This is a genomic window from Streptomyces sp. NPDC048106 (assembly GCF_040706415.1).
GTDB lineage: Bacteria > Actinomycetota > Actinomycetes > Streptomycetales > Streptomycetaceae > Streptomyces.
This window is the reverse complement of the sequence record NZ_JBEZND010000047.1, coordinates 1-17,429: the sequence shown is the minus strand read 5'-3', so window position 1 is coordinate 17,429 and position 17,429 is coordinate 1. Positions and strand designations below refer to the sequence as shown.

Sequence of the window (17,429 nt, the reverse complement as noted above, 5' to 3'; positions counted from 1 at the left end):
TTGGCCATGTGCCGGGCGACCGCGTCGACTACATGTCCTTGACGAGAATGAGCTGGTTAGATGCTGTGCGCACTACTCAAGCTAGACATAATCCAGGGTCATGAGCGCATCTCCTCAGCAGGCACCTGGCATTTAAACGGCGTAGCCCGCCGTTTTCTGTGGTCTACGATATGGCGGGGTCCGCCGCTTAACAATGTCGGGACTGAAGGAGATCGCGGCCGACCGGCGCTCGACGCAGGCGAGGCGGTTCGCGACGATCGCGCTCCTTTGACGCCCGCGGTCCAGGGGCGGGGACGCCGGAGTGCGCGCCACCAGGTTCTGGTGTCCTGAGTCGGACGCCGGGACGGGAAGAAGCCGCTCCACGTGCGCACCTGGACATGTCCCGGGCCGACCTGCGGCACGGCCCACGACCGCGACTGGAACGTCGGGAAGAACGTCCGGGACGAATGCCGCCGCATCCTCACGGCCTCAACGACAGAACCACCCACCCCCGCACCGGGGGCCCGACGCCGGTAACGGCGGCGGTAAACGCCTGCGGAGCGCACGTAAGACCAGGCAGCAGCCCGGCAGTGCGCGCAACCCCCACCCATGTGGGGAGGAACCAGGAACCCACCCGAAGCGGGTGGCCCGGCAGTAACCGGCACCATCCGCAGGCGGAGGCTCCCCGTGCTTCAGCGCGGGGAGCCGGAGGTCAAGGGCTTGACCTGTCGACCTCCGAGGCGCCTGAGGCGCGGCCTACGCGGGAAGCGTCGCGAGAAACGCCTCGGCCGCGTCGTGGACCCTTCGGCGGTCGCCGGTGGCGAGCAGGTCGAGCAGCAGTCCCCGGATGGTGGCGATGACGAGGGTGGCCGTGCGTGTGGCTGTGGCCGGGTCGGTGTCCGGGCCTTGCGCCTCGCGCAGGCTGTTCAGCCAGTCGGTCACCACATGGTCGAGGAAGTCCGCGAACTGTTGCGGCGCCTGCAGGGCGTGTCCGTAGACGGCGAAGAAGAGCCGGAACTCCCCTCCTCGCCGCGGGTCGGACACCCTCTCCCAGACGGCCCTCACGTCCGCCCGCAGACCGTCGCTGGGCCCGACGGCGGCGAAGATGCGCTCGCGCAGCCGCCCGAGGATCTCCTGCAGCATCTGCTCCTTGGAGCCGAAGCGGTGGACCAACGACGTGGTTGACACGCCCACGGCGGCGGCCACGGGCCGCCAGGACAGATCGCTGAACCCGTGCTCGATCGTGTAATCCACGACCGCGTCGAGCATTTCGGCGCGCCGTGCGTGATTCACGGGGCGTCCGGCCATGCCTCACTCTCCGTCATGTCAGATGCCTGCGGTCCGGTGGAAGACCCCCTGGTCATCGTATGCCTCGGCTCAGCGGGACTGCCCGGTGGTGACGACGATCTTGCCCAGGCCCTGCTGTCCCTGTTCCACGTAACGGTGTGCGTCGACGATGCCTTCCAGGGTGAACACACGGTCGACGGTGGGACTGAGCGCGCCGCTGCGGAGGCCGGCGAAGAGGAAGGCGGCTATGCGTCGCACCGCGGCGGGGTCGAGGGCGTGCTCGAAGCTCATGTAGCGGTGGGTGCTGATGGGCACGGAGGGATAGGGGGCCGGGCGCGGGTCGAGCCAGCCCACGGTGACCAGCGTGCCGGCGAAACGCTTGGCGGCCTTGGCGAGTTCGGCGAGACCAGGGCCCATGACGGAGTCGAGGATGATGTCGGCGCCCGCGCCGCCGGTGTGCAGACGTGTGGCTTCGACGATGTCCTCGGCATCGGTGGCGACGACTGCCGCGGCTCCGGCGGCCAGCAGGTCGTCCCTCTTCGCCGCGTGACGGGTCACCGCGATGGGGGTGGCGCCGATCTGGTTGGCGATCTGGATGGCGGCGAGGCCGACCGTGCCGGACGCCGCGGTGATCAGAACCTGGTCGCCCGGCTTCATACCGGCTTTCTCCACAAGCGCCCCGTAGGCGGTGGAGTAGGCGACCCACAGTGCCGCCGCGCTGACCGGGTCCAGTCCCTCGGGACGCTTGATGATCCGGGCGGCCGGCAGCACGGTGTGCTCCGCGTAGGTGCCGTTGGCCGTCATGTCGGGAACGGCGGTCAGCACCACCGCGTCACCCACGTCGAACCCCTCGACACCCTCCCCCAGCGCGTCGACGATGCCGGTTCCCTCGCATCCGAGCCGGGCGTGCGGCAGCCGGATCGGCACCGGAGAGGTGCCGGAACGCGTCAGTTCGTCCAGCCGGTTGACGGCGAACGCCTCCAACCTGACGCGCACCTCGCCGGGACCGGGGGCCTCGGCCGGCTCATCGACGATGCGCAGCACTTCCGGGCCGCCGACCTCGTCGAAAACAACAGCACGTGACATGGGTACCTGATCCTTCCGTCCGGTGCGTTGGCGTGAACGCACCCTGACTGGGACCCCCAATTATTTGCACGGTCGTTCCAATAAAACAAACGCGCCGGTCCGGCGGCGGCTGAGGCGAGGCGTACACGACGGTCAGAGGTCGCGCGGAGGGGCGCGGGGGCGGCACTCCAGTCACGAGCACAGGCACGGGTTCCGGCGATCGCGGACTCCGACGTCCCGTGATCACCGAGAGACCTGCGCCTGCTCCGACACGCTGTGCCTTCAGGACTCGGTCGCGAAGCGCGCCGCCCTCGTCCCCCGGGGCAACGGCCGGGACGGGCGGGGCTGGCAAGCCCGTGGTCGCGACAGCCCGAGGAAGGTTCCTCTGGGGCATCGCGTTGACGGGCCGACATCTCACCCGGAGCGGGAGGCGGGCATCCTGCGGAGCCGGGCTCAGACCACGACCTTCTCCTCAGTGACCATTACAGCCACCGTACTCATGTCGATGAACCTGCTCTCGTCCGGGTTCACCAACTCCCGGTAATTCTCGGATGTGAAGAAGGCGTCATGATCTGCCCAGCTGTCGAACCAGATTTCAGTGAGGCCGTCGTAGGCGGGGCTCGGGTAACCTTCCGCCGGAACGGGGTGGGAGACGGTGTACTTCTTCACATACCGCCGAGCTTCCGGAATCGACGTGAAAAGCGGGGCGTGGCGGTCCCGGTGATGTTCGACGAATTCCTCGAACGTCATCCCGTCAATACGGTTGATCATGAAAGCGAACTTGATCACAGAATTCTCCCTCTCGTGCTCGCGGACGCGAGAGGCCGGGGGGGGGGGGGCGTTTCCCCTCAGACAGCGGACCGCGAGCCAGGCGGCTAACCTAAACGCTCACATCGATGTCAGGGGCAAGTCGCTGTGACCCGGCGCACACGGGAGGTTGAGATGCGGATCGGTGAACTGTCCGCCCGGACAGGAGTGAGCCGTCGATCGCTGCGCTACTACGAGGAGCAGGGTCTGCTGGCCAGCAGGAGGTCGCCCAGCGGCCAACGGTGCTACGACGACGAGCACGCCGAGCGAGTGGTGCTGATCCAGATGTTCCTCGCTGCCGGAATGTCCAGCAGGACCATTGCTCGGATGGTCCCCTGTATGACGGAGCCCAATCTCGACAGGGCCCGGCAAGCTCTGACAGTGATGAACCAGGAGCGAACGCGGCTTTCCTCCGCGATTGACAGTCTGACCGCCTCCAGGGATGCGCTCGATCACCTGATCGATGTCAACCGGACTTTCGTGGAGGAGGAATCCGGTTGACCCGGCGTGAGGTCGACCGGCGCCGGTCGTGCGAAATCGGCGGCGGCGATGAGGGCTTGACGGAAAACAGGTCATAAACCCGGCCGACCATGGAGAGACCCGCGCTCAGAGTGAACGGTCGAACGCCTTCTGGTCGAGCAGTACCTGCGGCATGTTCGCCTCTGCCCATTCCCGCAACTGTGACAGGGGCTGTGCCAGCGACGCTCCTCGCGCGGTGAGCCCGTAGAACACCCGTGGCGGCACGGACGGCTCGACCCGGCGGGTCACGAGGCCGTCCCGTTCGAGCGTCCTCAGGGTCTGCGTCAGCATTTTCTGGGAGATCCCGGTCATGGCTCGCTTGAGCTCGGCGAAGCGGAGTTCACCGTCGGTCTGGTCGAGGGTCAGGACGAGCATGGTCGTCCATTTCGTGCCGACCCGGTCGAGTAGCTGCCTGGTGGGGCAGGCCGCATCGAAGAGGTCACCACGGTGGGGGGTCACCCCGGGGTGACCAGGGTTCCGGGAAGTGCCTTCTTGTCCGCCCATGGCCGGTCTCCTATGTTCGCCTGGTATCTGATGGTAACCAACTGGATGAGATGAACGATGTTGACGGCCCACCTGGCGGGCGCCCGAGCGCGCCACATCTCGGTGAACGACGTCCGACTCGCGGTCGAGGTGGCGGGTGAGGGTCCCGCCGTCATGCTGCTGCACGGTTTTCCGCACACCCGGGCGATCTGGTCCGAGGTAGCGCCGCTGCTGACGGCGGCCGGACTCCGTGTCGTCGCCCCGGATCTACGTGGCCTTGGCGACAGCGACCGAGCGGCCGGCGGTTACCTGGCGACCGAGCTCGCCGGGGATCTGGCCGGGGTCCTCGACGCGCTCGACATCGACCGGGCGCACGTCGTAGGCATCGACCTCGGCGCCGCGCCGGCGTTCGCGCTGGCCGCCACGCACCCCGACCGGGTGTCCAGCCTGACGCTGAGTGAGGCGGTGATCGGCACTCTGCCCGGCGCCGAATCCTTCACGGCGAACGGCGCGCCCTGGTGGTTCGGACTCCACACGGTGCCCGGCGGCTTCGCCGAGGACCTGCTGGAGGGACGGGAGGACCGCTACCTCCGGTTCTTCCTCGACGGCGGGAGCCGCCGCGGCCTCCCGGAGGCGCTGACCGCCCGGATCGTCGAGGCGTACTGCGGGCGCGAGTCCCTGCGGGCCGCTTTCGAGCACTACCGCGCGATGCCCGCGAACGCGGGCTGGATCTCCTCCTGGGTGACGCGGAACGTGTTCACACTTCCGGTGCTCACGATCGGCGCAAGCGCCGTCGGCGAGGTAACCGCACGGCAACTCGCCCCGTTCTCACGGAACCTGACGGCGAGCCTGCTGCCCGACGCCGGCCACATCGTTCCGATCGACGAACCAGAAGAGTTCTCGGCACTGGTGGCGCGGCACGTCAAGTCGGCGGAGGCGCGGTCATGACGAACAGGCACACCATCGTCTTCGTCCCGGTCGGACTTCCCCACCGCGCCGGTCTCGGAACCAGGCAGGTGACGGCATGACGCGTGAGCAACGCGAGCACGTCCGCGAGCTCCGGCGGAATTCGCTGCTCGACCTCGGCGGCGATCTCGACGTCCAGCGGCCACTGTTCGAACAGATCCTCAGCTCGCAGCCGGTGCCCGCCGACGCCATCGTCCAGAGACTCGATCTGGCGGGTGTCGCCGCGCTGGCGGTCACGATCAGCGACGCGCCGAGACCGGTCGGCACCGCCCTGTACTTCCACGGTGGCGCGTTCGCCCTGGGTTCGGCGAACAGCTCCCTGGGCTTGGTGACCCAGATCGCCCGGCGATCGGGGCTCCGGATCGTCACCGTGGATTACCGGCTCGCGCCGGAGCACCCGGCACCGGCCGCGGCGACCGATGCCGCGACGTCCTACGAAGCGCTGCTGGACTCGGGTATCGGCGCCGGCGAAATGATCGTGATCGGCGAGTCCGCCGGAGGCGCGGTGGCACTGAGACTGCTCACGTCACTGGTGGCGGGCAACCGTCCCGTACCGGCGGGCGCGGTGTTCCTCTCACCCTGGATCGATCTGACCCTGGCCGGCGACTCGATGACGACGCGGGCGTCCGTGGACGTCGCGGTGAACCGGGAAGCGCTCGCCCGGCGTGTGCTCGACTACGCCGGCCAAGGTGCTGCGTCGGCGCGGGAGCACAGCCCGCTGTTCGACGGCATGCGCGGGCTGCCGCCCACTCTCGTACAGGTCGGAACGTATGAAACACTGCTCGACGACTCCGTCCGGCTGGCCTCCCGCCTCGCAGCCGCCGACGTCTCGGTCATCCTCGACATCACCGCCGAAGTGCCACACGTCTTCCAGGGCCTCGCACCGATGCTGGACGAGGGTGCACTGGCACTCGATCGCGCGGCGCAATTCGTCCGAACCGCGCTGGCACACCCGGCACGCGACCCTCTTGCGGACGGCTGATCTATCGACGGGAACGTTCTTTGGACCACACGTCTCACGGGCACGAGCCGACCTGGGCTCGGCTAGGGTATGGCGGAGCCCGCCGTCCGACCTTGTGGGAGCAACGACCGTGACCGGCCAACGCGCGGACGCCCGCCGCAACTACGCCCGCGTCCTCGCCGCTGCCGAGGCCGAGGTCGCGGCTCATGGGGCGAAGGCTTCCGTCGAACAGATCGCCCGCAGGGCAGGCGTGGGGTCCGGCACCGCCAGACGCCATTTCCCCACCCGTAAAGCCCTGTTCGAGGCGGTCTTCCAGCGGCGCATCCGTGCCCTGTGCGATCTCGCCCGCACACTCAGCGGCGAGGAGGACAGCCGTGCCGCCCTGCTGGGCTGGCTGGACGAACTGCTCGCCTACTCCCTCGACGCCCGAGGGCTTGCCGACACTCTGACCTACGTGCCCCTTGACGGTGAAGAAGCGCAGGAATCCTGCGCTTCGGCCGTCGAGGACGCACTCGCGCCTCTGGTGGACAAGGCCATCGCCGATCAGGTGGTACGGGCCGGCGTCACTCCCCACGACCTGCTCACCCTGGTCGTCGGCATCGTCCTGGCCACCGAGAGCCACCCCACCCCGGCGGCGCAGGCCGAACGGGTTCTGGAGCTCTGCATCCAGGGTGTCAGTCCGTCTCGAACTTCTTAGCGGGACCTTGGCCCGGAAATGCCCCGGAACTGCTGGTCAGAGCCGGGCTTCGGGTGGGAGATATCGGGAGTAAGGGCGTGTTTCGATTCACTGCTTAGATGTGCGCCGAGAAGGGCGCCTGCCGGGCATCTGCCCTGGTCAGGCGCCTCTCTTCGTGCCTCTAGAAGAAGCCCAGCTTCTTCGGCGAGTACGACACCAGCAGATCTTGGTCTGCTGGTGGTACACGGCTCAGATGCAGTTTGACCAGCGAAAACAGCTCCGATCGCCACAAGCTGCGGATGGCTGGCCCGGGCATGGTCCGGATCTTGGTTCGAAGGTTCGTGGTGATGAGCGCTGCTCCCACGTTGCGCTTGTACGACGATGACGGCCTCGGCGCTGCTTCGAGAGGCGACGACGGGCCGGAGAAGACTGTCTTGACCGAGTTGCACCAAGGCTGGAACCGGGGCGCTAGCGGAGGGCAGCGGCGGTTTCTTCGGCCCGGCCCTGCAACCGTGGCGCTGTCCGCGCAGGACCGCGACGACACCGCGTTGAGAATTCGTCGTCCCGTGGGGGCTCGGTTGGCCGAGGCGTCGCGGCGGCGGGTTGATCAGTGCCTACCAGTGCTCCCGACCCTGTGACGCCCCGGGTCATGGTCGCAGAACCACGGTTCGAAGGGGTGGCGCCGGCGCACTATGGCTGTGAGTGCGCTTCCGCTGCTTTTCGCCATTCGTCGGCAGAGCTCCGCTTGGTGTGACCGGGGCTGTTTCCGCAGGTGAGACACGGACGGTCACGCGCTGCGTGAGGGCTGGCGGAAAGGGCCATGGTGAACCGCTTGGGAGCTGAGATGGGCATTCGCCCAACTGAGCTGCCTCAGGCTCGCTGCCCCGTGAATTTGCTTGACGCACTGGTCGTCCCGGCTGTTGGCCAGGGAAGTGGGCCTGTCCAACGTGGCGGTGGCCAAGGTGTGGCGCAAGTGGCGGATCCAGCCCTGGCGCACGGAGACCTACAAGTTCTCCACCGACTCAGAGCTGGAGGCAAAGGCCCGCGACGCGATCGGGCTGTACCTGGCGGTGGTGGTCTGCGTGGGCGAGAAGAGCCAGATCCAGGCGCTGGACCGGACCGCGCCGATGCTGCCGGTGCGGCCCGGCCTGGCCGAGCGGCGCACCCACGACTACGTGCGGCACGGCACCACCACGCTGTTTGCCGCGCTCGAGGTCGCCGCCGGGAAGATCACCGCCGACGCCTGCCACACCCGGCACCGCAACGATGAGTTCCTGCGCTTTCTCAAGCAGGTCGCCAAGGCCCACCCGAGGGTGAAGCTGCACGTGGTCGTCGACAACTACGCGACCCACAAGCCCCCCCGTGTGAAGGCGTGGCTAGCGAAGAACCCCTGGATCACCCAGCACTTCACGCCGACCCCCTGCTCGTGGCTGAACCTGGTGCAGATCTTCTTCGGCATCATCACCCGCCAGGCCATACGCCGCGGCACCTTCACCTCCGTCGCCGACCTGGAGGACGCCATCCGCCAGTACATCGACGCCTACAACGACCGCTGCTGGCCCTTCGCCTGGACCAAGACCGCAGACGAAATCCTCAAACACGCCACAACCAAGCCTCCAGGAACTGGGCCAATGCGTACGTCGCTCGAAGCCTCGCCAAGAACGGAGTCGGCTGCCGTGCCAGGACTCGATCATGAGATCTGTGACGAGAGCGACTGAACCCGATCCGGTAGCCGCGGTGCGGGACTACTACCAGCAGTCAGCAGAACGCGAGGCCGATCGGCTGAGCAGGGCCGCAGATGGTGCCGTCGCCGAGCGGGAGTTGGACGCGCGAGCGCTTGGGGACCACTTGCCTCCTGCGCCCGCGCGGATTCTGGACAATAGTGGCGGTCCGGGCACGTGGACCCTGTGGCTCGCGCACCGTGGCTACCAGGTGACACTCACAGATCTGTCGCCTGCGTTGCTAGACGTTGCCCGCGATCGCGTGGCGCAGGCTCCCCAACAGTATGCCGCGAATGTGGAGTCCGTCACGGAAGCGGACGCGCATGATCTGAGCGCGTTCCCCGACGCTTCCAAGGCGTGGTCTGGCCGCGCTCGCGGCTGCTCCTAGGGTCACGGAACGCCGTTGGCCGATCATTGCCGGGCTGATGGCGCCGTGCACAACCCGACAATGACTTTTTGCACTGCCTGCGTCGTGCCCGTTCAGCTTGGTGGCGCGTTCGCGCTGGGTGAGCGAAGGGGCGACGGGGGCGCCTGTCAGTGTGCGCTGAGAGAATGGGGGAGTGGCAGGATATGTGTTCGGCTTTCATGTCCCTCGGGTGTGCAGGGTGCGGGGTGAGCGTGTCGCCGCTGAAGATCTGATCGTGCAGGCCGCCGAAGCGTTCCGAGCGGACGATGATGACGTGGTCATGGATGCAGGGCGACTTCGTCAGGGAGCCCTGGCGCTTCCCGCTGTCGTCGCAGCGGCAGGGGCCATGGTCGTGTTGGGAGAGCCGGGCGCTGGTAAGACTTCCGTGCTGAAGCAGCTCACCAATGGGTTGCCCCATATCTTCGACACCTGGAGCGGAGACTCTGATGAGTGCCTTTGGGTGACGGGTGGGGATCTCACCGAGCACTCCTATCAGGAGGAGCTTGGATGCCAACTCGTCTCCTTGCCTTCGGAAGGAGACGCTGTCGGGGGTGCTGGAGTGCTGACGGTAGTCCTGGACCAGGCCGACGAGAGTCCCCTTCTGCCGCGTCTGTCGAGGTGGTTGAGAAGGTCGCTGAGCGGCCGGGATACCAGCCGGGTTCGGTTTCTCATGGCCTGCCGCACTGCCGACTATCCGGCGGCGCTGACGTCTGTGCTGGCCGAGGCTTTTGGTGCGTGCCGATGCGTCGATCTGGCTCCGTTGAGTCGCACGGAAGCTGTGACGTTGGCCGACAGCGCCGGCGTGCCGGGAGAAGAGCTGGTGGAGGCAGCTGAGGCGGCTGGCGCCGCTGTGCTGGCCGGCGTACCGCTGACCTTGGAATTGCTGGTCCTGACATATCGAGCTGACGGCCAGCTGCACGGTCGGCCAGAAGAGTTGTTCGCACGTGGAGTGGCACGGCTTGCTGAAGACCCCGACCCTCACCGACTCAAGAAGGTGCTGATCACCACGGCCCCTCAGCGCCTGGCGGTGGCGGGACGCATCGCCGCGTGGATGCTGCTGTCCGGCCACCGGACCGTATGGCGTGGCGCCATGTTCGAGGCTGGGACCTACGATCTGCCGGGCGACGCACTGGGGGGAGGAACGGAGCGGACCGCCGCTGGACCGTTCGAGGTTACGCCCCAAGTGATCGAAGAATGCCTGGCAACCGCGCTGTTCACAGCGCCGGACGACAACAGGGCGGCATTCCGACACTCTTCCGTGGCGGCCTACCTGGCAGCCCGGTACCTGACCGAACGGAAGATGACACAGCGGCAGCTGGAAAATCTGTTCCTGATCGGCGCACCGGACGGAGAGACGGCGACCATTCCAGCACCGCTGCGAGAGACCGCTGCCTGGCTGGTGGCCATGAACCCCTCTGCCAGCGGCTGGCTGGCTACCGCCGATCCCGAAAGCATGGCGGTGCACAGCGCACTTGTGCGTTCCGACGAGGTCCGCCGACTCACCGTAAGCAGATTGCTGGAACGTGCGGCGCAGGTCGAACTGGGAGACACGAGATGGCAGCTGTCGCGTTGGGACCTGCGCCATCCTTCGCTCGCTGACCAGCTCGCCGACGTCCTCGAGACCAACCCTGCCGAAGGTGCAGCCAACTGGCAGTCCACAGCGCGAACCCGCCTGGCGATCCAGCTGGCGCAGGAGGCTGGGACCGCTCTTCCCAGGTTGGCCGATGCGCTGCTGGCGTTGGTGAGGAACGACACGTGGCATCAAACGGAACGTCGTTTGGCAGCGCGCGCCGCGTTCGCCTGCGACCCAGACCGTGCCGTGCCAGTCTTCGTCGAGGTGCTCGACTCCCTATCGGATCTGTCCTACGCCGAGCGGGTGGATCCCGACCATGAGCTCCGAGGCACGCTACTGACCCTACTATGGCCGCACCATTTGGACGCGGCGACGATGCTGGGCGCCCTTCGCCCTCCGTCCCCGGACTTGTACGGCAACTACGCCCACTTCTTGAGGAACATGCCAGCGGAGTGCAGGGACGAGGATGTGCCCGATCTTCTGGCATGGGCGTCCGAAGTAGTCCGGCGGCCGGATAGTGGCTTTGTCTTCTCACACGATCGCTTCGAGATCTCGCTGATCAACGGGGTGATCGGCCGAGCGCTCGAGACTACGGACGCGGCTCGGCACGCGGACACCTTGGCAAAGATCATTTTCAGCCTCCTCCACGACCACCACAAGGTCCAGCTGCCGGACTGCTTGCAACCTGATGAGCATGGGCACGAGACGCCCGAGACCCGGTCACTACGGAGGCTTATGACCCGCGCTCTTGTCAGAGAGACCGTCCGGACAGGGCTCGATGCGCGCATGGCGGCCTGCCAGATCGCGTACGACTGGGAACGTCGCCCGTCGGTGCGGCTCAACGCATCCCCGGTGCCCGAGCCAGCGATCCGTCATCAGCTCGTCGATAAAGACGACTTCCCGTGGCTTTTGGAGCAGGCTGCCGACGCGGCGGCGTCCGGTGATGGGGCGGCCATCCAGGTGTATGGCGAGCTAGCCTCCTGCACGTTCCCTTCGGACGACCCGCATGCGTTCGAACTGGCCTACGACGACACGCACCCGGCCTGGCCGTATCTGCGTTCCTTCTACGCGGCCATCCCTATCGACAGTCCCCTCGCTCAGGCGTTGCGCCGCAACTACAGCGCTGGCAACGTGCATTGGTCGGAAGCAGCGGAGTTCATGGCTCAGCTGGGGCGGCTCCTCGCTGAAGCCAGGGCGGGCGACAACGAAAGTCTGTGGCAGTTCCTGTGGCGTCTGCGCGTGAACCCGCAGACGGGGAGCTTGGCGCAGGATGTGGCGGGCGCCATCTCAACCTGGCCAGCTGCCGTAGCGCTCGGCGACGATCTGTCGGACTTGCCTGAGCTCGCTCTCCGCTATCTCGCCAACGAGCATGACCGTGCAGATTCCTGGCTCCCGGACGCCCGTCGCAACAAGTGCTCCTGGGCCGGATACGCCCTTCTCACCGAGCTGCACAGAACAAACCGCCTGCTCGAACTTCCCCCGCGGGTGTGGAACTCTTGGGCAGCCGCAATACTCACCGAGTATCTCGGCATGTCGACGAGCTATATGGAAGCCGTACGGGTGGACCTGCTGCGCTTGGCAGCCCATCACGCACCTGAGTCCGTGGCTCATCGCGCTACCCAGGCAGCCCGAGCAGCACTGACGGCAGGCCGACAGCCCATCGAACTCAATGCGGTTGACCCGCGCTGGGCGGCGCAACTGCGTAAGTGCTTGGAGCACCTCGCCACCGAACTTTCCACCTGTCTCGGGCTTGTGCCCGAGGCGGCCGACAAGGGCCTGGCAGGCTCACCAGCAAGCGAAGAACACCCCACGCGATTGCCCGACAATGATGAAGCGCGTGAGGCCGCGCTGCGGACCTGGCACAGCATCCTGGCCACCCTTCTCACCACCGACAGCCAAATCGTGCACGGCATCATTGACACCAGCATCGACGGGCCCCGGGAAACTCCCCTTGCCGCACGAGCTGCTGTCCTCGCCGCCCAGGCCCTACTAACCTCGGATGCCGAGGCGCACTGGCCACGAGTCAAGAGGTTCGCGGCAACCGACCCTGAGCTCGGTCGCAGGCTGGCGGAAGCATGCGCCAGGACCGAGACGGAGCGTATCCAAAGCTCCCTCAGCGAGGCCCTCGTTGCCGACTTGTACCTGTGGCTCAGTGAGTTGTATGACCCTGAGGAGGACCAGCCTCTCCGCGGCGCTCGCTGGGTCACCAATGATGAACAAGCTCGAGAATGGAGAGACCGCCTACTCCCTGAGCTAAGCCGACGAGCCACCGTAGAGGCAGTTCATCAACTGCGCCGACTTGCGACTCTGTACCCCAGCCGGCTGACTATTGCCGCAGCACTCATCGCGGCGACCAAGCAACATGCCGCTGCGAGTTGGAGTCAGGTGCGCACAGAGGACGTAATACGACTCCTGCAGGACCCAGCGCGGCGCGTCGTCCGCACCAGCACGGACCTCTTGGACGTGGTGCAGGAGGCCCTTGAGGAGGTGAGCCGGGCGCTCCCCTCGCACTGCGAACTGCTCTGGGACCGTACACCGGGCAAGAGCCCTCGGAAGCCGTCCGCGGAAAACCCAGTCATCCCAGATGTTTGGCGCCCCAAACCCGAAGCAGCCTTGTGCGCTTACCTCACACACGAGCTGACTCTGCGGCTGGCCGGCCACCGTGTCGCGGTCAACCGGGAGGTTCTGATCCATCCCACCGATCCATACGGGGCGGGTGACCGCACTGACCTTCTCGTCGAGGCGATGCCCTCACCAGGTGACGACCCCAACAACGCTTCAAGCGGGTCCGTAAAGCTGGTCATTGAGGTCAAGGGCTCTTGGAACGACGAAGTTCCGACGGCTCAAGCGGAACAGCTGGCGGGCCGGTATCTGCCGGAAGCAGGAACGGATGCAGGCATCTACATCGTCGGCTGGTATCCGATCGAGCTCTGGAACGCCACGGGGGACAGCCGTAAGACCCAGGCGAAAAAGCTGCAGCTTGACACGCTCCTCGTCGATCTGCAGAATCAAGCGGGGAGCCTCTCGCCGGCGGGCGTAATTCACGTTCGCCCTATGGTGATCAACGTTCCGCGGCCGTACAGGCAGTAGGTGTGATTGGCAGAGCTCGGTGCGGCCGTTATGGAGCATGGCCACCATGTCGGCCACGGGCGCCGCGATCTCAGTGAGGGCGGGTTCCTCCAGGTGTCCTCGTGTCGCAGTCTTTTCCTCCCCGAGTGGGGAACGGGCCGTATCAGTCATGACGCTCATTTGACGCTTCGAGCGACCGCAAGCGGGTCAGCGGTCCGAAAAACGGCCTCTGATCTGGCCTTTCCGAAACCTGAGCAGTCCGACGTCATTCCGATGACGCACCATGTGGAGTGCGTGGCGATCCTTGAACCGGCCGCGAAGGGCTCCTGACCTGCGGTTTTGGTGGGTGCGCATGATGTGCATTATGGGCGTTACAGGCGATATCTTGACGCTCAAATGACGCTCCCAGAGGTATCTTGACGCTCATCTGACGCTCGTTCTGATGGCGCGTCAGGTGCACCGTTGGGCTGGTCAGGGTTGCTGGGGCGACGGATCTCCGTGTAGCGCCAAGAGTGGGTGACGCTGAATGCAGAGCGCCTGGCTTTGCTGGTCAGATGTCCCGGAAGAGACCAGCCAGCGCCACGACCTGCGGCGATGATCGGTCGCGGGCTCTGACCTGCGCGAATGGTCTTTCGGTTGTTTCACGCTCGTGCCTGTTGATGCAGCCGGAAGTCCCAGGAAAGTCCCAGAGGACTCCCACGGCTGACGGACGCCCTTTCGGTTCTACTCGACGTAGGGCAGCGGGACGGGGCCTGGGCTGCGCGCGGAGGTCGGCCTTGTTTCTCCGCGGCAATGGGCGGCTCACGCCGCTCGCGCGGAGAGCACGGCTGCTGGCCTACCTGTGTCTGCCGGTTCAGCTTCGCCGTGCTGCGTCCGCTTTCCGTAACCCGGTTTTCGCCGTGTGGTCAGCCGAGTCGGCCAGGTACCGGAGTGCGGGGGAGACCCGGCTGCTTGGCACTGGTGTGGAAGGTGGTGCTCGGGCCCCTGTCGGCTTCTCGGCGGAGAGGGCTGGGTGTGCTGTGCTCACTGTGGCAGCGGGGCTGGCAGTCGGGTGGAAACACCACACCCCCACCCGGACCCGGCAGGGGGGCTCGGGCACCGGTGATGCCGCGAGGGGCGGTCAGCGGTGGCCGAGCATCACGCCTCATGATTCCTGACGGCACGAGAAGTGCTCGGGCAGCCCTTCGGGTCCTTGAAGGCTTGCGGGCTGACCGCAGCCGAAGCGGCAGAGCGGGATCGCTTGACCCGACGCGTCGACTGGAACCCTGGCGGCCTCAGTTTCCCGGGGGCGGGATTCAAGGACGATCGCGCGGCTGCCACGTCTCTGCTTCGATTCGGCCCGCACCTCCGAAGCCGGACGGTCCTCGGTGCACCTGGCGCGCCGGTTCCCCTGTCGTACGCGTGGCTGGCGCTCCTTGTCGTCCAGGGCGGGCCCGTTCGCCTCAAGGTACTGCTGCCACTGCTGTGCGGGGAGCCAACCGTGGTGGCCGCCCCGCTGGAACGGGGTCCGCTCACCGGCCGCAGCTTCCACGATGAACTGGGTGAGGGTCAGACCGCCTTCTCCTGTGAAGGTGTTCGACTGATGGGCGGGCACGAGGACGCGGTGCCAGCCCCCGCAGTACCCGGTGTCGATGGGGTTCTCCGGGTCGTACGGCTTCTCCGGGCACCGGGTGAGCACGCCGTTTTGGCTGCACTGGCCCTCCTCCAGGACGAAGTTGCCGTCCTGGACCGCGATGGCGTTCTTCTGCACGCGGATGATGGAGGCCGGCAGGTTGGGCGTGCGGACGTAGGGGACGGTGCCGATGCCTGCGTGGTCGGGGTCGGCGAAGTCCCAGACCGATTGGATACCGCCGCGGCGCCGGAACCCCTCCCGTGCAGGCATTCCGCGGGTTGTCTGGGCGCTCAGCTGAGGCTCGTAGCCCAGGACGATGCCGTTGGCGCCGTTGATGCGTACATCGAGGCGCGCGTGCCCGTCCTCGGTCTGCGACTAGATGTCGGCGTGGAAGCCGTGATTTTCCGAGTCCTTCGCGACGCGTTCCTTGCGGGCGAGGTGCTCGTCGGACTCGTGGCTGATGGGCTTCTTCCCGGGTTTCCGGTAGTGGGAGGCAAGCCATACGCCGTCACGCTGGACGAGGTACATGGGGACGCGCCGACCACGGAGGTCCCGGCAGTCGGGGCAGATGAGTCCGCGCTTTTCGACGGGCACACGTCCTCGCATGCGCAGGAGCACGTTCAGGAGATCTTGACCTTGCGGGGCGCCGAGATCGGGGCGGTCCAGATCGAGGTTGCGGCCGGCCGGTTCGTAGTAGACGGGGTTACGGAAGAGGTCTTCGTCGCTGTCGATTTGAAGATCGTCGTCCATTGATGCTCCCCGCAGCCGCCACGAGTAGGACTCACAACGCTACGGGGAGGGTCTGACAATCGGGCCTGAACTGCGAAAATAGGTACTCTGAGAGCGCAGGGGCAGTGGACCTACAGCGGGTCGAGTACGCACAACTCGCGGTGCGTCGCCGCGACGAACGGTGGGGACGGGCACCGTAAGTTTGCGAGGGGGCGGAACTAGGGCCTGTTGTGAAAGTGGATCAAGGTCGTAGATGATCACGGTCTGTGGGACGTGGTGATCTGACGAACAGCCAGTGGGAGCGGCTGGAGCCGTTGCTGCCGGTGGCAAGAAACCGGGCCGCCCGCGGACGTGGACTCGTCGGCAGTTGATCGATGGCATACGGTGGCGGACTCGGACCGGGGCGCCCTGGCGTGACCTGCCTGAGCGGTACGGGCCGTGGGACCGGGCCTACGACCTGTTCCGGCGGTGGCAGCGTGACGGCACTTGGAAGCGCATCTTCGAGCAGTTGCAGGCCGAGGCCGACACAAAAGGCCTGATCACGTGGGAAGTGAGCGTGGACTCCACTATCGCGCGCGCCCACCAGCATGCCGCTGGAGCGCGTAAAAAGGGGCTCTACAGAAGGAGCCTCCTGGTGGCGTCGACACGGAGCCCGACGACCACGGACTCGGGCGCTCGCGTGGCGGGCTGACCACCAAGCTGCACCTGGCGGTCGAGCAGGGACAGAAGCCGCTGTCCCTGCTCGTCACCGCCGGCCAGCGGCACGACAGTCCCCAGTTCCAGCCGGTCTTGGACGCCATCCGAGTGCCCAGGACCGGCCCCGGCCGCCCCCGCACGAAGCCGGACAGGGTCCGCGCGGACAGGGCGTACGGCTCCCGCGCGAACCGCTCCTACCTGCGCCGACGAGGCGTGAAGTGCACCATTCCGGAGAAGGCGGACCAGATCCGCAACCGCCGGAAGCTCGGCTCCCGCGGCGGCCGCCCACCCAAGTTCGACGAGGACGACTACAAGCAGCGGCACGCGGTCGAGTGCGGGATCAACCGGCTCAAGCGCCACCGCGCGGTCGCCACGAGGTACGACAAGCTCGCCGTCCGCTATCACGCGACGGTGCTGGTCGCCGCCATAAACGAATGGCTGTGAGGCGCCCTGGGTGCGACTATGCGGCAGTGAACGCAGATCTTCCCGAGGGATGGACGATCGAGCGGGTCCGTTCCGTCTCCGGCGACGCCGAAGCGGAGCTGCTCTCGCTTGAACGACTCGTCGTTGTCGAACAGCCCGGCTCCGCGGACTACGACGTCCTCCAGCCTGACGTCATCTTGTCCTTCCATGACCTGTGCCTCGCCCGAGCTGACGACGAGTGGTTCATGGGACAGCTCGCCGCCGACGGCTCGCTCATCTGCTGGGCGTCCTACGGCCCTGACCTGGCCGAAGCCATTCGCGGTCTGTGAGCCACGCGGGCAACCTTGATCCACTTTCGCAACAGGCCCTAGTTGTATTGACCCGTGAGGTTGGGGACGCGGCTGGCGGGTGGTTGGCCTTTCAGCGCGGTGTGTCCGCGGTGGTGATTGTAGGTGTG

At 66.6% G+C, this 17,429-nt stretch carries 14 protein-coding genes and 2 pseudogenes; 9 read left to right on the top strand and 7 right to left on the bottom strand.

Annotated features, from left to right (window positions below):
• Positions 1–735 precede the first annotated feature (735 nt).
• From AB0927_RS33890 to AB0927_RS33880, 3 genes are all read right to left on the bottom strand, one after another.
• Positions 736–1,287 (bottom strand): TetR/AcrR family transcriptional regulator, encoded by a 552-nt coding sequence (locus AB0927_RS33890; protein WP_366671645.1) that lies wholly within the window; start codon positions 1,285–1,287, stop codon positions 736–738.
• A 69-nt stretch (positions 1,288–1,356) separates the two neighbouring features.
• Positions 1,357–2,352 (bottom strand): zinc-dependent alcohol dehydrogenase family protein, encoded by a 996-nt coding sequence (locus AB0927_RS33885; protein ID WP_366671644.1) that lies wholly within the window; start codon positions 2,350–2,352, stop codon positions 1,357–1,359.
• Positions 2,353–2,784: 432 nt separating this feature from the next.
• On the bottom strand, positions 2,785–3,120 hold the full coding sequence (locus AB0927_RS33880; protein ID WP_366671643.1) for an EthD domain-containing protein: 336 nt from the start codon (positions 3,118–3,120) through the stop codon (positions 2,785–2,787).
• 153 nt (positions 3,121–3,273) lie between these two features.
• On the opposite strand from AB0927_RS33880, the gene AB0927_RS33875 reads away from it, so the two are divergent.
• The gene (locus AB0927_RS33875) at positions 3,274–3,639 is read left to right on the top strand and encodes a MerR family transcriptional regulator (RefSeq protein WP_366671642.1); all 366 of its coding nucleotides are present in this window, start codon (positions 3,274–3,276) and stop codon (positions 3,637–3,639) included.
• Between the two features lie 105 nt (positions 3,640–3,744).
• On the opposite strand, the gene AB0927_RS33870 is transcribed toward AB0927_RS33875, so the two are convergent.
• Positions 3,745–4,161, bottom strand: a complete 417-nt coding sequence (locus AB0927_RS33870) for a helix-turn-helix domain-containing protein (protein ID WP_366671641.1) — start codon at positions 4,159–4,161, stop codon at positions 3,745–3,747.
• 57 nt (positions 4,162–4,218) lie between these two features.
• Here AB0927_RS33870 and AB0927_RS33865 point away from each other — a divergent pair, with 57 nt between their 5' ends.
• The 3 genes from AB0927_RS33865 to AB0927_RS33855 all read left to right on the top strand — a co-directional run bounded on the left by AB0927_RS33865 (position 4,219) and on the right by AB0927_RS33855 (position 6,764).
• Positions 4,219–5,088, top strand: a complete 870-nt coding sequence (locus AB0927_RS33865; RefSeq protein WP_366671640.1) for an alpha/beta fold hydrolase — start codon at positions 4,219–4,221, stop codon at positions 5,086–5,088.
• Positions 5,089–5,164: 76 nt separating this feature from the next.
• Complete coding sequence (locus AB0927_RS33860; RefSeq protein ID WP_366671639.1) at positions 5,165–6,088, top strand: alpha/beta hydrolase; 924 nt, start codon at positions 5,165–5,167, stop codon at positions 6,086–6,088.
• A gap of 109 nt (positions 6,089–6,197) precedes the next feature.
• Positions 6,198–6,764 carry a TetR/AcrR family transcriptional regulator gene (locus AB0927_RS33855; protein ID WP_366671638.1) on the top strand — a complete coding sequence of 189 codons (567 nt, stop codon included), beginning with the start codon at positions 6,198–6,200 and terminating at the stop codon, positions 6,762–6,764.
• Between the two features lie 160 nt (positions 6,765–6,924).
• On the opposite strand, the gene AB0927_RS33850 is transcribed toward AB0927_RS33855, so the two are convergent.
• Positions 6,925–7,107 carry a hypothetical protein gene (locus tag AB0927_RS33850; protein WP_366671637.1) on the bottom strand — a complete coding sequence of 61 codons (183 nt, stop codon included), beginning with the start codon at positions 7,105–7,107 and terminating at the stop codon, positions 6,925–6,927.
• 526 nt (positions 7,108–7,633) lie between these two features.
• On the opposite strand from AB0927_RS33850, the pseudogene AB0927_RS33845 reads away from it, so the two are divergent.
• From AB0927_RS33845 to AB0927_RS33835, 3 genes and pseudogenes are all read left to right on the top strand, one after another.
• A pseudogene (locus AB0927_RS33845) lies at positions 7,634–8,344 on the top strand (IS630 family transposase); the annotation flags it as partial.
• 91 nt (positions 8,345–8,435) lie between these two features.
• Entirely contained in the window at positions 8,436–8,852 is a 417-nt protein-coding gene (locus AB0927_RS33840) for a class I SAM-dependent methyltransferase (RefSeq protein ID WP_366671636.1), read from the top strand.
• Positions 8,853–9,024: 172 nt separating this feature from the next.
• Positions 9,025–13,533 carry a hypothetical protein gene (locus tag AB0927_RS33835; RefSeq protein WP_366671635.1) on the top strand — a complete coding sequence of 1,503 codons (4,509 nt, stop codon included), beginning with the start codon at positions 9,025–9,027 and terminating at the stop codon, positions 13,531–13,533.
• Positions 13,534–14,656: 1,123 nt separating this feature from the next.
• Here the strand turns inward: AB0927_RS33835 and AB0927_RS33830 are convergent.
• Together AB0927_RS33830 and AB0927_RS33825 are read right to left on the bottom strand one after the other, a co-directional pair.
• On the bottom strand, positions 14,657–15,394 hold the full coding sequence (locus AB0927_RS33830) for a hypothetical protein (RefSeq protein WP_366671634.1): 738 nt from the start codon (positions 15,392–15,394) through the stop codon (positions 14,657–14,659).
• 105 nt (positions 15,395–15,499) lie between these two features.
• Positions 15,500–15,874: a hypothetical protein gene (locus AB0927_RS33825; protein ID WP_366671633.1), complete on the bottom strand. Its 375-nt coding sequence runs from the start codon at positions 15,872–15,874 to the stop codon at positions 15,500–15,502.
• A gap of 245 nt (positions 15,875–16,119) precedes the next feature.
• Between AB0927_RS33825 and AB0927_RS33820 the strand changes: the two are divergent.
• Positions 16,120–16,993: pseudogene (locus AB0927_RS33820) on the top strand (IS5 family transposase).
• 26 nt (positions 16,994–17,019) lie between these two features.
• Complete coding sequence (locus AB0927_RS33815) at positions 17,020–17,301, top strand: hypothetical protein (protein ID WP_366671632.1); 282 nt, start codon at positions 17,020–17,022, stop codon at positions 17,299–17,301.
• The last annotated feature ends 128 nt before the right edge of the window (positions 17,302–17,429 follow it).